This is a genomic window from Dactylosporangium maewongense (assembly GCF_039531485.1).
GTDB lineage: Bacteria > Actinomycetota > Actinomycetes > Mycobacteriales > Micromonosporaceae > Dactylosporangium > Dactylosporangium maewongense.
Map to the genome: position 1 here is coordinate 114,094 of NZ_BAAAQD010000028.1, position 14,882 is coordinate 128,975.

The window sequence follows — 14,882 nt, forward strand, 5'->3', positions numbered from 1 at the left end:
GTCTACCCCGCTACCGGCACCGCTAAACGCTCCTTCTCGGCCTGAGCGACCCGGCGCTCCCGGGCCGGCTGGATCAGCAGGTGACCGGCGGCGGCGAGCGCGCCGAGCCCGCCGCAGATCACCCAGTGCCAGTCGCCGAGGAACTCCAGGCTCACGCCGCCGGCCGCGGGCGCGATGAAGCTCGCCGCCGGGAAGATCAGGTAGAAGACGCTCTGGTACCGCCCGCGCAGTGCCTCCGGCGACAGCTCCGCGATGACGGCCGCGTTCGGTGGCGCGGCGAGCATCGAGCCGATCGTCCAGATGGTCGCCGCGACCAGGTAGCCGGGCACACCGGAGGCGAGCGCGACGCAGCTGAAGCCGAGCCCGAGGAACACGTTGGCGACGGCGAGCGTGGTGCCCTTGCGCCAGCGGTCGATGAGCTTCGGCACGAAGAGCTGCCCGGCGACGATGAGCAGGCCGGCGTAGGCGACGACCGAGCCGTACACGGTCGGCCGCAGCCCGTCGGCGTTGATCGCGAGGGGCAGGATCGTCGAGCTCTGCATGGTGACGACGGCCAGCAGCAGGCTCAGCCCGACGAACGCCAGGTACGCCCGGTCGGTCAGCGCCGTGTGCAGCCCGCCCTTGGCCGGCCCGCCCATCGTCCGCGTCGCGGGCCTGGTCTCGTGGACCTTCCACAGCAGCAGCACGGCGGTGACCAGCGTGCCGGCGGCGTCGATGGTGAACAGCAGCGGGAAGCTGACCTCGGCGAGCGCGCCGGCGATGACGGACGCCGCGGCCATGCCCAGGTTCATCGCCCAGAACTGCAGGTTGAACCCGCGGTTGCGGTCGGCGGCGGGGACCACGTCGACGATCGCCGCGACGAACGCGGGGCCCGGCATGGAGTGCATGAGCCCGAGCAGCGCGGCCAGGGCGGCGATCGCGGGGATGTCCCGGGTCAGGGCCAGCCCGCCGACGAACGCCGCCGCGCCGAAGTGGGCCAGCAGGAGCGTCGGCCGGCGCCCCCACCGGTCGGCGAGCACGCCGCCGAGCAGGACGCCGGCGATCCCGCCGATGCCGTAGAGGCCGACGACCAGCCCCGCGGCGCCGGGCTTCAGGCCGCGGTCGGCGGTGAGGTACAGCGAGAGCACCAGCGCGACGAACCCGCCGACGCGGTTGATGAGCATGCCGGTCCAGAGGTACCAGTACATCCTCGGCAGACCACCGATCGTGGACCGGTACCACACGCGCACGTTTGCTCCAGAATTGTTAATGATCTTTACAGTTAGATCTTAGCCAACTCGACCGGCGCCTCCGCGGCGGCGGTGACCTCGGCCACCCGGCGCTCCCGGGCGGGCGCGGCGAGCAGGCTCCACGCCCCGGCGGCCAGGCCCAGCCCGAGGCAGCCCAGCCACAGCGCGGTGTTGCCGGCGAGCTCGCGGACCGCGCCGCCGAGCGTCGGCGCCAGGAACGACGCCGCCTGCCACGACAGCCCGTACGCGCCCTGGTAGCGGCCCCGCATGTCGACCGGTGACAGCCCGGCCAGCAGCGCGGCGTTGGACGGGGCGTTGAGCATCTCGCCGACGGTCCAGAGCAGCACGGTCGCGCCGTACCAGACGGGGGTGTGCGCGAGCGCGGTGAGGCCGAAGCCGACCCCCATGACCACGGCCGCGACCGGCGCGACGAGCGCCTCGCGGCGGGTGGCGAGCAGGCGGGTGGCGAGCGGCTGGCCGAGCACGATGAGGACGCCGTTGAGCGCGATCACCACGCCGAACGTGCGCGGGCTCAGCCCGTCGTCGATCATCGCGATCGGCAGCATCGCCATGTGCTGGAGCAGCAGGAGCGCGATGAGCAGGTTGCACACGACGAACCCGAGGAACACCCGGTCGCGGCCGAGCGTGCCCAGGCCGGACCGCTGCTCGGTCCTCGCCGTCGTCGCGGGCCTCGTCTCGCGGATCCGTACCGCGATGAGGACCGCCGCGGCGCCGGTCGTCGCGGCGTCGGCGAGGAACAGCGTCAGGTAGCCGCTGCCGGCGGCGAACCCGGCGAGGATCGCCGCGGTCGCGAAGCCGAGGTTGATCGCCCAGAAGTACACGGAGAAGGCCCGGCCGCGGTCGGACGCCGGCACCAGGTCGGCGATCATCGCGCCGAGCGGCGGGCGGGCGCCCTCGGCGGCGATCCCCAGCGCGAGCGCGCCGGCCATGATCGCGGGCCGGCTGTGCGCCAGCCCCAGGACCACCATGAGCACCGACGCGGAGCCCATCGCCAGCAGGACCGTCGGCCGCCGCCCCCACCTGTCGGTCAGGTGGCCGGCGCCGGTGACGCCGATCGCGCCGCCGAGCCCGTAGAGCCCGAGGACGAACCCGGCCGTGGACTCGCTGAACCCGCGCTCCGTCGTCAGGTAGATCGTCAGGAAGATGCCGACGAACCCGCCGGCACGGTTGATCAGGGTGGCGGTCCAGACGACCCAGAACTGGGACGGTAACCGTTTTTGTAAGCTGCGCGGCACGCCCGCATCCTTACATTGGAGGTCCGGTGCTGTCGAAGTGATTCAGTGCGGGAAGATTGCGGCATGAGTGAAGTCGGGACACTGGTGCTCTTGCGGCACGGTGAGAGCGAGTGGAACGCGAAGAACCTGTTCACCGGCTGGGTCGACGTGGACCTCAGCGCCCAAGGAGAGGCCGAGGCCCGCAGGGGCGGCGAGCTGCTCCGTGAGTCCGGTCTGCTGCCGGATGTGGTGCACACGTCAGTGCTGCGCCGTGCCATCCGCACCAGCGAGATCGCCCTGCACGCCGCCGACCGGCACTGGATCCCGGTCCAGCGCAGCTGGCGGCTCAACGAGCGGCACTACGGTGCCCTGCAGGGCAAGAACAAGAAGCAGACGCTCGAGGAGTTCGGCGAGGAGCAGTTCATGCTCTGGCGCCGCTCCTACGACGTGCCGCCGCCGCCGATCGCCGACGACGACGAATGGTCGCAGGCCTCCGACCCGCGCTACGCGAACCTGACGCCGGACATCCGTCCGAGCACCGAGTGCCTCAAGGACGTCGTGCAGCGCATGCTGCCGTACTGGTACGACCAGATCGTGCCGCAGCTGCTCGCCGGCCGCACCGTGCTGGTCGCGGCGCACGGCAACTCGCTGCGCGCCCTGGTGAAGCACCTCGACGGCATCTCCGACGAGGCCATCGCCAAGCTCAACATCCCGACCGGCATCCCGCTGCGCTACGACCTCGACGCGGCGCTGCGGCCGGTCACGGCCGGCGGCACCTACCTGGACCCGGAGGCGGCCAAGGAGGCCGCGGCCGCGGTCGCCAACCAGGGCCGGTAACCGCTCACATACAGAAAGAGGGGGCCGCGGAAGCGGCCCCCTCTTCTCGTGGGTCTCAGGCTTGCGTGGAGTCGAACGACTCGCCCGTGACGAGGAACACGACGTGACGGCCGGCGTTGACGGCGTGGTCGGCGTAGCGCTCGTAGAAGCGGCCCAGCAGCGCGGTGTCGACCGCGGCCTGCGTGCTCTCGGTCCACTTCGGGCCGAACATCGTCTCGAACAGGCTGGTGTGCAGCCGGTCCATCTCGTCGTCGTCGCGGTCCAGCTGGCCGGCGGCGACCACGTCGAGGTTGGAGATCGCGCGGGAGATCTTGCCGGCGATCCGGTCGGCGACCGTGCCCATCTCCTCGAACGTCGCGATCAGCGGCTCCGGCACCGCCACCTCGGGCAGCCGGCGCAGCGCCGTCTTCGCGACGTGGTCGGCGAGGTCGCCCATGCGCTCGAGGTCCGCCGCGAGGTGCAGCGCGGTCAGCACGACCCGCAGGTCGGAGGCGACCGGCGCCTGGCGGGCGCAGAGGTCGTAGACCTTGTCCTCGACGAGCCGGTAGAGGGCGTTGACCTCCGCGTCGCGGGCCACGACCTCCTCGGCGTCGGTCTGGTCGGCGGTGAGCAGCGCCTTCGTGGCACGGATCATCGCGCTGCGGACGGCGTCCGCCATCGAAACCAGTAGACGGTTGACCTGCAGCAGGTCGGCACGGTATTCGTCGCGCATGGTTCTCCTATCGTGGTGTCCCTCACGGTAGGTCCCGCACCGGCGCATCCGGTGAACTTCATCCCGCGCGAGAGTGAACACTGGGTGATGTGAGCCCGTTTCGTGCCCTGGACCACCGTCCGTCGGGTAAGCGACCTCCTACCATCAGGTCGTGGATTGGAAGTTCCGGCAGTCGAAGGCCGACAGCGCGGCGATGGGCTCGGCCATGACCGAGATCCTCGACGCCCTCCTGGTCGGTGTCGTCGTGCTCGACGACACCGACCAGCCTGTGCTGGTCAACGCGGCTGCCCGCGAGATGGGCCTGGTCCGGCAGCGCCAGGGCGCGGCGGAGGAGGCGCACACCATCGTGCGCAGCCTCGCCACCCAGGTCCGGCGCAACGGGGTGACCCGCGTCGTCGAGCTCGACCTGCCCCGCCTCACCCACGGCGACCCGCTCGGCGTCAACGTGCGGGCGGTGGCGCTGGACGGCGGCCGGGTCGCGATCGAGGCGACCGACGTCACCGAGGCGCACCGGGTCGCCCGGGTCCGGCGCGACTTCGTCGCCAACGTCAGCCACGAGCTCAAGACCCCGGTCGGCGCCCTGCAGCTGCTCGCCGAGGCGCTGCTGGACGCCACCGACAAGGACCCGGCGGCCGCGATCCGGTTCGCGGAGCGGATCAAGCACGAGTCGGCCCGGCTCGGCCGGCTCGTCTCCGAGCTGCTGGAGCTGTCGCGCCTGCAGGGCGCCGAGCCCCTGCCGGAGCCGGAGCCCGTCGAGGTCGACAAGATCGTCGCCGAGGTGCTGGACCGGACGAAGACGCCCGGCTCCGCGAAGCACATCGAGGTCGCGTCGAGCGGCACCCGCGGGCTGACCGTCTACGGCAACGAGAACCAGCTCGTCACCGCCGTGGTGAACCTGGTGGAGAACGCGATCGCCTACTCCCCGGAGAACACCACGGTCAGCCTGTCGACCCGGGTCCTGACGGACGCCGACGCCAGCTACGTCGAGATCGCGGTCGAGGACCAGGGCATCGGCATCGAGCCGCGTGACATCGACCGGATCTTCGAGCGCTTCTTCCGGGCCGACCGGGCCCGGTCCCGCGCGACCGGTGGCACCGGCCTCGGCCTGGCGATCGTCAAGCACATCGCGACCAACCACGGCGGCCGGGTTGACGTGGTCAGCACGGTCGGAGTTGGCTCGACGTTCACCTTGCGGCTCCCCGCGCGTCCGACAGATGCCGCGCTGGCGCTACCGCCGTCCGTTGAGATCGGAGGCACCCCATGATTGTGACCCAATCGCAACATCAGACCCGCGGTTCGCAGCGCAGTGCGGCTCCCCGGCAACTACGAAAGGACAGCACGTTGGCGCGCGTACTCGTGGTCGAGGACGAAGAGTCCATTTCGGACCCGTTGTCGTACATGCTCCGCAGGGAAGGTTTCGAGGTCTCCATCGCGGCGACCGGCACCGAGGCCCTCACGGAGTTCGACCGCACCGGAGCGGACATCGTCCTGCTCGACCTGATGCTGCCGGAGATGTCGGGCACCGAGGTCTGCCGCCAGATGCGGACCAAGTCCAACGTGCCGATCATCATGATCACGGCCCGGGACAGTGAGATCGACAAGGTCGTCGGCCTGGAGATCGGCGCCGACGACTACGTCACGAAGCCGTACTCGCCCCGCGAGCTGGTCGCCCGCATCCGCGCCGTGCTGCGCCGGCAGGTCGACACGGTCGGCGAGCTGGCCCCGCCGACGCTGTCCGCGGGCCCGGTCCGCATGGACGTCGACCGGCACGTCGTCACCGTCGCCGGCGACGCGGTCCAGCTGCCGCTGAAGGAGTTCGAGCTGCTCGAGCTGCTGCTGCGCAACGCCGGCCGGGTCCTCACCCGCGGCCAGCTGATCGACCGGGTCTGGGGCGCCGACTACGTCGGCGACACGAAGACGCTCGACGTGCACGTCAAGCGGCTGCGCTCGAAGATCGAGCCGGAGCCGTCGGCGCCGCGCTTCATCGTCACCGTGCGCGGCCTCGGCTACAAGTTCGAGCCGTAGGAAGCTGCCGGGCCCCGGCTCACCCGGCGTTCGCGACGGACTCGCGGGCCCGGCGGCGCTCCTCCATCTCGCGGCGCAGGACGTAGCCGCGGATCGCCCGTCCCATGTTCTCGGACGTCTCGTACGTGATGATGACGTCGAACGCGTCGTTCTCCGGGTCGCGGCGGACGAAGAGCACCGTGCCGCGGATCGCGATCGTCTCGTCGTCGAGCGCGATCCGCAGGTCGACCCGGTCGTCGCGCTCGAAGCGGTCCTCGTGCAGGCGGCACCGCACGCCGCCCTCGGACAGGTCGATGACCCGCCCGCGGAACACGGTGCCGTCCTTGCCGACCTCGACGTTCTCGCCGCCCCCGCCGCGCACGTAGTTGCGCCGGGTCTGCAGCCGCACCGAGCTGACGGCCTCCAGGCTCCAGCGCGGCGGGTGCTCCTTGCTCAGCTCGACCAGCCGGACGTCGACGGCCTGCCGCCGGTCGCCCGCCACCCACGCCAGCTCGACGGAGGTGCCGAGCTTCGGCATGTCGGCGCCGTTGACGCCGAACGGCGCGGCGACGGTCAGCCGCTTGCCGGTCACGTCCTCGACGCGGGACTGATAGGCCTCGCCGTCCATCAGCACCACGTCGACCAGAGCGTTGATCGCGGGCAGGGTCACGATTACACGTTCGGCCGATCGGCCGCCGACTTGAGTGCCGGGGTGCTACGAGTCCAGTGCCTCGCGCCACTCGTACGGCTTCGCGAAGTGGCCGGGGGCGCAGACCAGCTCCGACGTCTTGCGCTTCTCGCGCGCCGGGCTGCCCGCGACCACGGTGTCCGGGGCCACGTCCCGGGTCACCACCGACCCGGCGCCGACCAGCGCCCGGGCCCCGATCCGGACACCGGGCAGGATCGTCGCGTTGCCGCCGATCGAGGCGTCGTCCTCGACCGTGGCCCCGCCGACGCACTCGTCGTAGCGCGGGCACGGCGGGTGCGGGTCGTCGGTGAAGACCACGCCCGGGCCGAGGAACACCCGGCGGCCGAGCGTCACGTTCTCCAGGAAGCAGTGCGAGTGGACCCGGCTGCCGTCGCCGATCCGGTTGCCCGGCTCCAGCACCGCGTTGGTGCCCACCGAACAGCCGTCGCCGATGACGTTGTTCTCCCGGATCATCGCGCCGTGCCCGGACTGGAACCGGGCCCCGATCCGCGCCCCGGCGTAGATCACCGTCCCGGACCTGATCCGGCTCCCCGGCCCGATGATCGTCGGCAGTTCGCCGGGTGCCGCGCCGCGCGGCGGCACCCCGATCCGCGCACCTGGCTCCACCACGGTGCCCTCACCCAGCTCAACCCCGGGGAAGATCTCTTCGGTCACCGGATGAACCTATTGCACCGCGGGCCGGTTCGACCGCCGGGTTCGGGCGTTGTCACACACCGGACACCCCGCGACCCGTAGCGTTTCCTGGGGTGCGCAGCTTCAACTCCGGCCCCGCCGGGACGCTCATGATGCTGGTCGGCGTGATCCTCGCGATCAGCTCGACCTGGACCGCCATCGCCCGCACGGGCTGGGCCGCGGCCGTCCCCAGCATCCTCATCGGGCTGTCCATGACCGCCGTGGGCTACTCCCTCTTCGCGAGGTCCCGCCGCACCCGCTCGGAGTCCAGCTCCGACGACGACTGAGCCCCGGCCGCTGGTCCTGTGGCTGAGGTCAGGACTTGCGGGTCGGCAGGAGGGTCAGGGCGACCGTCGTCGCCGGGTGGGGAGCGACCATGCCCTGCCGGGCGCGCTCCGCGCACAGCTCGGCGAGCTTCGCGTAGGCGGCACGGCCGATGAGGGCGACGAGCTCCGCCTCGTACTCCTGGTAGAGCCGCTTCGCGCCGACGTGCGCCTCGGGGGAGGATGTGCACCACCAGTGCAGGTCGTGGCCGCCCTCGCCCCAGCCGCGGCGGTCGAACTCGCCGAGGGTGGAGACGAGGACCTTGGTGCCGTCGGGGCGCTTGCGCCAGTCCTGGTCCCGCCGCACGGGCAGCTGCCAGCACACGTCGGGCTTGTACTCCAGCGGGTGCACGCCGTCGCGGAGAGCCTGGCCGTGCAGGGCGCAGCCGCCACCGCCGGCGAAGTCGGTGTCGTTCTGGAAGACGCAGCCGGCGCCGGGGCGGGTCGCGGTGCGCAGGGCCTTCGACTCGCCGTCGATGGTGTCCCACTCGGTGTAGTTCTTGAAGCCGCGGCGGTAGTGCTGCCAGTGCTCCGGGGTGAGGCGCTTCGCGGCGGCGCGGACCCGCTTCTCGTCGTCGTCGTCGGTGAAGAACGCGCCGTGCGAGCAGCAGCCCTCCTCGGCCTTGCCCTCGATGATGCCGTGGCAGCCCTGCCCGTAGACACAGGTCCAGTTCGACAGCAGCCAGGTGAGGTCGGCGCGCACGAGGTGGTCGGCGTCCGCGGGGTCGGTGAACTCCAGGAACTCCCGCGGGAAGTCGAGATCGACCTCGAGGTCGCGCGGCGTCTCTGGCTCGCCGGTGCCGTCGACCGCGACGTGAATCTCCATTTGGTGAAGCGTACGCGTCCCGTCACGGCATTACGGTGAAGGGATGCGGCTCGGTGTGCTGGATGTCGGCTCGAACACGGTCCACCTGCTGGTGGTCGACGCGCACCATGGCGCCCATCCGTGGCCCGCACACTCGCAGAAGGCGGAGCTGCGGCTCGCCGAGAAGATCGGGACCAACGGGGAGCTGACCAAGGCCGGCGCCGACAGCCTGGTGGCGGCGTGCGCCGAGGCCCGCGACGCGGCGTCCGCCCTGGAGACCGACGACCTTCTGGCGTTCGCGACGTCGGCGGTTCGGGACGCGAAGAACTCCGCGCGGGTCCTGCGGCGGGTCCGCGAGGAGACGGGCGTCGACCTGCAGGTCCTGTCCGGCGAGGCCGAGGCGATCATGACCTTCCTGGCGGTGCGCCGCTGGTTCGGCTGGTCGGCGGGGCGGCTGCTGGTCATGGACATCGGCGGCGGCTCGCTGGAGCTGGCGACCGGCATCGACGAGGAGCCTGACGTGGCGCTGTCCGTGCCGCTCGGCGCGGGACGGCTGACCCGCGAGCGACTCGACGGCGACCCGCCGGCCAGGGCCTCCGTCGAGGCGCTGTGCGAATACGCCGAGGCCGAGATCGCCAGGCCGGCGAAGCGGCTGATGGAGGCCGGCTGGGACCGGCCGGTGGCGACCTCGAAGACGTTCCGGACCCTGGCCCGCCTGGCCGGCGCCGCGCCGTCGTCCGCGGGGCCGCGGGCGCCGCGGAAGCTGACCAGGGTGGGGCTGCACCAGGTGCTGTCGTTCATCCGCAGGATGCCGTCGGCGGCCCTGGCCGAGATCGACGGGGTCAGCCCGGGCCGCGCCCACCAGATCCTCGCCGGCGCGGTCGTCGCCGAGGTCACGATGCGCACCCTCGGGATCGACGAGGTCGAGATCTGTCCCTGGGCGCTGCGCGAAGGGGTGATTCTTCGCCGGCTGGAAGTGCTGGAGTCGAGTTGATCGACAGGAGACGCTACCCGGCTGGGGCTAGCCTGGGGGAGTGAGTCATCGAGTGCCGGTGCTGCTGTCCACGTCGTCAGTCTTCCCCGAGCCGACCGCGGCCGGGTTCGAGATGGCGGCCGCCGTCGGGTATGACGGCGTCGAGGTGATGGTCTGGTCCGATGCGGTGAGCCAGGACGCGGGCGCGCTCGCGGGCCTGTCGAAGCACTACGGCGTGCCGGTCGGCTCGGTGCACGCGCCGTGCCTGATGGTGACCCAGCGGGTGTGGAGCCCCGACCCGTGGGAGCGGCTGCGGCGGGCCGCGGTGCTCGCCGACACGCTCGGCGCGCCGGTCGTGGTGGTGCACCCGCCGTTCGCCTGGCAGCGCGACTACGCGCGGACCTTCAGCAGCGGCCTGGCCAAGCTCGGCAAGGCGTTTCCGGGCATCCGGTTCGCGGTGGAGAACATGTTCCCGCTGCGGGGCGTCGGGCGGGAGTTCGTCCCGTACGCGCCGGGCTGGGACCCGACGATCACCGGCTTCGACGCGTACACCCTCGACCTCTCGCACTGCGCGGCCTCCCGGACCGACGCGATCGGGCTCGCCGACACGATGGGCGCGGGGTTGGCCCACGTGCACCTCGGCGACGGCACCGGCAAGGGCCGCGACGAGCACCTGGTGCCCGGCCGGGGCACCCAGCCGTGCGCGCAGCTGCTGGGGTCGCTGGAGCGGCGCGGGTTCACCGGGTCGGTCGCGGTCGAGGTCGGCACCCGCAAGGCGAGCAGCCGCGCCGACCGCGAGGCGGACCTGGCGGAGTCCCTGCACTTCGCCCGCCGGCACCTGGCCACCACCCCCACCGTCGAACCGAGCAAGGTGTAACAAGGCCGACCGCCCTCGCCCCGTTCCCCCGGATAAGTCCGGCGCGAGCGCCAGACTTATCCGACTTTTCGTATTTTTCGGGTGGGAGCCGGCAATCGCCGGCTGAGGGGGGTTGGGCAGGGCGAGTCGACAGGCAGGAAAAAGCCCGGCACGCCAATGCGCGCCGGGCCGTGAAGTCGCCGGTCAGAGCTTGCGGACGGATTCGGCCTGAGGGCCTTTCGGACCCTGCTTGATCTCGAACTCGACGCGCTGGTTCTCGTCGAGGCTACGGTAGCCGTCCTCGGCGATGGCGGAGAAGTGGACGAAGACGTCGTTGCCGCCGTCGACACTGATGAAGCCGAAGCCCTTTTCAGCGTTGAACCACTTCACGGTTCCCTGTGCCATGGTGCTGTTTCTCCTTCGTAGGGCGTCGTGATCCGGTGCGGGACCCCGGTGTCGAGCGCCGCGAACTGGTGCCACGACCCAACATCGCCCTACCCGCATGTCCGACTTTACCCGTTAAATCGGATTGGTCGGGCACGCGGTGAAGCGAACCACAACACGCAAGATATGCCGAAGTTGGCGGCGTGTGTGGCCGTTTCGCGCAGTTACGCGGTCACGACCGCCCGATCGGCCTCGCCCACCCCTACCTGCGACGGTGCGAGTGTGGCGCCCGTTTCGGCGGCACGCTTGCGGGCCCGGTGTGCCGCGACGTGCGACCTGGTCGCACACCGCTCCGAGCAGAACCGTCGGCAGCAGTTGGACGACGTGTCCAGGTAGACGTTGCCGCAGCGCTCGTCCGCACAGACGCCGAACCTGGAGCTGCCGTGCTCGCACAGCCACACCGCCAGGCCCCACGCCGCGCCGGCGAGCAGCTCCGAGCTGACCGAGGACCCGCGACCGGTGACGTGCATGTGCCAGTCGTGGGTGTCGTGACCGGAGATGCGCGGCTGCATGGGATAAACCTCCAGCAGCGCGTTGAGCTCGGCGACCGCCGCGACGTCCCGGCCGGACGAGCCGTGCTCGAACACCTCCCGCAGCCGCTTCCGGGCACGCCGGAACGCGATCAGATCGCGCTCCGTCGCCTCGGCGGTCTGCCAACTGTCCTCGCCGAACAGGGCGGCGAGATCCTGCATGCTTTCGAGCGGCGCGTTGACGATGTCGACGGCGGTCCGCGCATACGCGTCGAAGTCCACCCGACCAAGGTAGTCAAGAAATGCCACACTGGCGACCAGGCGTCACCGGAGTCGGGCGGTTCTGTCTACGCTCGGCACATGCTCAGATCGGTCATCCTCGCCGCCGCCCGCTCACATCGGGTCGAGCGGATCGTTGAAACCGCCCCGGTCAGCCGCAGCATCGTGCGCCGGTTCATCGCCGGAGAGCACGTGGAGGACGCGCTACAACGCACCCGCGAGCTCGTCGCCGCCGGACTTGCCGTCACCATCGACCACCTGGGGGAGGACACCGCCAATCCCCAGCAGGCCGAGGCGACCCGGGAGGAATACCTGAAGCTGCTCGACGCCCTGCACGCCGCCGAGCTGACCCCCGCCGCCGAGGTGAGCCTGAAGCTGTCCGCCCTCGGCCAGGTCTTCGACGAGAAGGTCGCCTACGAGCACGCCCGCGCGATCTGCGCCAAGGCGAGCGAGGCCGGGACCACCGTCACCCTCGACGCCGAGGACCACACCACCACCGACTCGACCCTGGAGGTCCTCGGCCGGCTGCGCGCCGAGTTCCCCACCACCGGGGCCGTCGTCCAGTCGTACCTGCGCCGCACCGAGGCCGACTGCCGCGAGCTCGCCGTCACCGGCTCTCGGGTCCGGCTCTGCAAGGGCGCCTACAAGGAGCCCGAGTCGGTCGCCTACCAGTCCCGGCTGGAGGTCGACAAGTCGTACGTGCGCTGCCTCAACGTCCTGATGTCCGGCACCGGCTACCCGATGATCGCCACGCACGACCCGCGACTGGTCGCCATCGGCGAGGACCGGGCCAAGTGGTTCGACCGCAACCCCGACGAGTTCGAGATCCAGATGTTGTACGGCGTGCGCCCCGACGAGCAGCTGCGCCTCGCCCAACTCGGGTACACCGTGCGGGTCTACCTTCCGTACGGCACGCAGTGGTATGCGTACATGATGCGGCGCCTCGCCGAACGCCCCGCCAACCTCGGCTTCCTCGCCCGGGCGGTCAGTTCGCGCGGCTAGTCCGACATCTCGGGAGGTTACGGGCTTACTCAGCATCTCGTCCGTACGGGCGACGCGGCGCCTTGACCGGGTCGCGTACGTTCCGGCAGTGATGCAGGGGGATGAAGCCGACGCGCCGCACCGCACGGGACCGGAGACCACACCGGAGCCCGCGCCGTCCGACGTGCCGGCCCGCCCGCCGCTGCCCCGCCCGCGACCGGCCGCCGAGTGGGCGCCCGAGCCGGCGGCGGCCGAGCTGATCGGCGAGCCCGTCGCGGCCCCGATGTGGGTGGCGCCGGACTCGCCGTCGCCGCAGCCGCTGGCCGAGGAGCGGCCGCGGACGTCGGCGCAGCCGGTGGCGCCGTGGCCGCCGGCCGGACCGTTCCCGCCGCGGATGGGCAACACCGGCCAGCACCCGATCGTCCAGCCGCGCCCGGCCACCGGCCTGCCGCCGGCGCAGCGCCGGCCGATGCCCGGCGAGCCCCTGCCACCCGCGGCCCAGCACCCGACCGGCCAGTTCCCGGTGGTGCCGCCCCAGGCCGGCCGGCACCCGACCGCCCAGCACCCGCTCGTGCCCCACCAGGCGGGACCGTCGCCGGCCGGATCACACCCGAGCGGCCAGTTCCCCGTCGTGCCGCCGCCGGCAGTCCAGCGCCCGAGCGGCCAGTTCCCCGTCGTGCCACAGCCCGGAGTCCAGCGCCCCACCGGCCAGTTCCCGGTCGTGCCACAGCCGGCGGTCCAGCGCCCGAGCGGGCAGTTCCCGGTCGTGCCGCGGTCGGGCCAACCGACGGGGCAGTTCCCCGTCGTGCCGCCGCCGGGCCAGGCGCCGACGGAGCAGTTCCCGGTCGTGCCGCGGCAGGCGGGACCGTCGCCGGCCGGGGCGCACCCGAGCGGCCAGTTCCCGTTCGTACCGCAGCAGCACCGGCCGCAGGAGCACGGGCCGCACCTCGGTGTGCCGTCGCAGGCCGGTCCGCAGATGTTCCCGCCGCACGCCGGCGGCTACCCCCAGGCGTACACCGGACACCCATACCAACCGGAGCCACCGCGGCGCGGGAAGCTCACCGGGCTGCGGATGGCGCTGCTCGTCGCGCTCGCGCTGGTGCTGGTCACGCCGCCCGCGGCGATCGCGTTCGAGACGGTGCGCCGGGAGCGGACCGCTGGCAGCGCGCAGAGCGTCGACCCGGCCGGGAAGAGCCCCGGCCAGGCGAACGGCCGCCCCGGCGCCAGCGGCACCCCGAAGACGCCGCCACCCGCGTCCGTCGACGGCAAGATCAAGCAGGCGCTCACCGACCAGGGCAACGCGCTGCTCAACGGCGACTCCGCCGGGTTCGTCGCGGCCGTCGACCCGTCCGCGGCGGCGCTGCGCGACGAGCTCACCAAACGCTTCAACTCGCTGCGCCAGCTGCAGGTGAAGCTGTGGGAGCCGAGCGTCCTGGACAAGGTCGAGGTCGCCGGCGACAGCACGGCCGACGTGATCGTCTACGTCCGGTACTGCTACGTCGTCACCACCTGCGACCCGATGAACCTCGAGACGAAGACGAAGTGGAGCGTCACCGCCGCCGGCGTGAAGCTGCTCGAGTTCGGCACCGCCGAGGACCTCGGCCCGCGGCCGTTCGAGCGCAGCGAGCTCAAGGTCGCCGTCGGCAAGCGGGTCATCATGGCGACCACCCCGAAGTACGCCTCGCGCCTCACCACCATGCTCAACGCCGCCGAGAAGGCCGCCGAGCTGTCCGACCGCTACTCGAAGTGGACCTCGCCGCCGTCGCGGTACGTCGTCTACCTGGCCGGGCCGGAGGAGTGGTCCACCTGGTACGGCATCCGGCAGGAGAGCTGGGTCGCCGGCTTCGCGCTGCCGCTGACCGCCGAGGCCACCGAGATCGTGCTCAACGCCAACCGGGTCGACGTGAAGGAGACCCTGGACGTGCTGCGGCACGAGTTCACGCACGTGGTGACCCTGTCGAAGGTGTCGCGCGCCTACGACCAGACGTGGTGGCTCGTCGAGGGCATCGCCGAGTACGTGCGGGTGCAGGGCCTCGGCGGCCGGTTCGACGACGTCTCGTCGGTGCGCAAGTACGTGCAGAGCGGCCGCTGGCAGAACGAGATCGCGATGGACGACCCGCCGGAGGGCACCACGTCCGCCGACGTCAGCGGCCGGTACGGCGTCGCGTACATGGCGGTCAACCGCATGGTGGAGCGCTTCGGCGAGGCGAAGATGCTGGAGTTCTTCGACCTGGCCGCCAGGCAGGGCGTCGCGCTGCAGGACGCCGCCCCGAAGGCCTACGGCGTGTCGTGGGACGACGTCGCCACCGACTGCGTCAAGTACGTCCGCAATCACGCCTGAAAGCCCGTGGCA

General features: G+C 71.7%; 15 protein-coding genes and 1 pseudogene. 8 read left to right on the forward strand and 8 right to left on the reverse strand.

The genetic code is table 11. The features are described from left to right. Positions 1-2: 2 nt before the first annotated feature. On the reverse strand, positions 3-1,229 hold the full coding sequence (locus ABD332_RS47625) for an MFS transporter (RefSeq protein ID WP_425552404.1): 1,227 nt from the start codon (positions 1,227-1,229) through the stop codon (positions 3-5). 32 nt (positions 1,230-1,261) lie between these two features. Further along, entirely contained in the window at positions 1,262-2,485 is a 1,224-nt protein-coding gene (locus ABD332_RS47630; RefSeq protein WP_344511550.1) for an MDR family MFS transporter, read from the reverse strand. Between the two features lie 63 nt (positions 2,486-2,548). Between ABD332_RS47630 and ABD332_RS47635 the strand changes: the two genes are divergently transcribed. Continuing rightward, positions 2,549-3,301 carry a phosphoglyceromutase gene (locus ABD332_RS47635; protein WP_344511552.1) on the forward strand — a complete coding sequence of 251 codons (753 nt, stop codon included), beginning with the start codon at positions 2,549-2,551 and terminating at the stop codon, positions 3,299-3,301. A 55-nt stretch (positions 3,302-3,356) separates the two neighbouring features. On the opposite strand, the gene phoU is transcribed toward ABD332_RS47635, so the two are convergent. After that, the gene (gene phoU, locus ABD332_RS47640) at positions 3,357-4,013 is read right to left on the reverse strand and encodes a phosphate signaling complex protein PhoU (protein WP_344511554.1); all 657 of its coding nucleotides are present in this window, start codon (positions 4,011-4,013) and stop codon (positions 3,357-3,359) included. A 217-nt stretch (positions 4,014-4,230) separates the two neighbouring features. Here phoU and ABD332_RS47645 point away from each other — a divergent pair. Further along, positions 4,231-5,277 (forward strand): annotated as a pseudogene (locus tag ABD332_RS47645) (sensor histidine kinase); the annotation flags it as partial. Between the two features lie 77 nt (positions 5,278-5,354). Beyond that, a complete protein-coding gene (locus ABD332_RS47650) occupies positions 5,355-6,038 on the forward strand; it encodes a response regulator (protein ID WP_344511556.1) in 684 nt (227 codons plus the stop codon). A gap of 19 nt (positions 6,039-6,057) precedes the next feature. Here the strand turns inward: ABD332_RS47650 and ABD332_RS47655 are convergent, their stop codons facing one another. Then, complete coding sequence (locus ABD332_RS47655; protein WP_344511558.1) at positions 6,058-6,687, reverse strand: PilZ domain-containing protein; 630 nt, start codon at positions 6,685-6,687, stop codon at positions 6,058-6,060. A gap of 45 nt (positions 6,688-6,732) precedes the next feature. Next, positions 6,733-7,179: an acyltransferase gene (locus ABD332_RS47660; RefSeq protein ID WP_425552406.1), complete on the reverse strand. Its 447-nt coding sequence runs from the start codon at positions 7,177-7,179 to the stop codon at positions 6,733-6,735. Positions 7,180-7,472: 293 nt separating this feature from the next. Here ABD332_RS47660 and ABD332_RS47665 point away from each other — a divergent pair, with 293 nt between their 5' ends. Beyond that, positions 7,473-7,685, forward strand: coding sequence for a hypothetical protein (locus ABD332_RS47665; RefSeq protein WP_344511561.1), 213 nt, complete (start codon positions 7,473-7,475; stop codon positions 7,683-7,685). A gap of 28 nt (positions 7,686-7,713) precedes the next feature. On the opposite strand, the gene ABD332_RS47670 is transcribed toward ABD332_RS47665, so the two are convergent. Further along, entirely contained in the window at positions 7,714-8,547 is an 834-nt protein-coding gene (locus tag ABD332_RS47670; RefSeq protein WP_344511563.1) for a DUF3109 family protein, read from the reverse strand. A 43-nt stretch (positions 8,548-8,590) separates the two neighbouring features. Here ABD332_RS47670 and ABD332_RS47675 point away from each other — a divergent pair, with 43 nt between their 5' ends. Both ABD332_RS47675 and ABD332_RS47680 read left to right on the forward strand, forming a co-directional pair. Continuing rightward, positions 8,591-9,520, forward strand: a complete 930-nt coding sequence (locus ABD332_RS47675; RefSeq protein WP_344511565.1) for a Ppx/GppA phosphatase family protein — start codon at positions 8,591-8,593, stop codon at positions 9,518-9,520. A gap of 40 nt (positions 9,521-9,560) precedes the next feature. Continuing rightward, entirely contained in the window at positions 9,561-10,376 is an 816-nt protein-coding gene (locus ABD332_RS47680; protein ID WP_344511567.1) for a sugar phosphate isomerase/epimerase family protein, read from the forward strand. A 183-nt stretch (positions 10,377-10,559) separates the two neighbouring features. Here the strand turns inward: ABD332_RS47680 and ABD332_RS47685 are convergent, their stop codons facing one another. Next, positions 10,560-10,760, reverse strand: a complete 201-nt coding sequence (locus tag ABD332_RS47685; protein ID WP_344511569.1) for a cold-shock protein — start codon at positions 10,758-10,760, stop codon at positions 10,560-10,562. A gap of 203 nt (positions 10,761-10,963) precedes the next feature. Continuing rightward, positions 10,964-11,551 (reverse strand): CGNR zinc finger domain-containing protein, encoded by a 588-nt coding sequence (locus ABD332_RS47690; RefSeq protein WP_344511571.1) that lies wholly within the window; start codon positions 11,549-11,551, stop codon positions 10,964-10,966. A 78-nt stretch (positions 11,552-11,629) separates the two neighbouring features. On the opposite strand from ABD332_RS47690, the gene ABD332_RS47695 reads away from it, so the two are divergent. Together ABD332_RS47695 and ABD332_RS47700 are read left to right on the forward strand one after the other, a co-directional pair. Continuing rightward, positions 11,630-12,550, forward strand: coding sequence for a proline dehydrogenase family protein (locus ABD332_RS47695; RefSeq protein WP_344511573.1), 921 nt, complete (start codon positions 11,630-11,632; stop codon positions 12,548-12,550). Between the two features lie 91 nt (positions 12,551-12,641). Then, entirely contained in the window at positions 12,642-14,870 is a 2,229-nt protein-coding gene (locus tag ABD332_RS47700) for a hypothetical protein (RefSeq protein ID WP_344511575.1), read from the forward strand. Positions 14,871-14,882 lie beyond the last annotated feature (12 nt).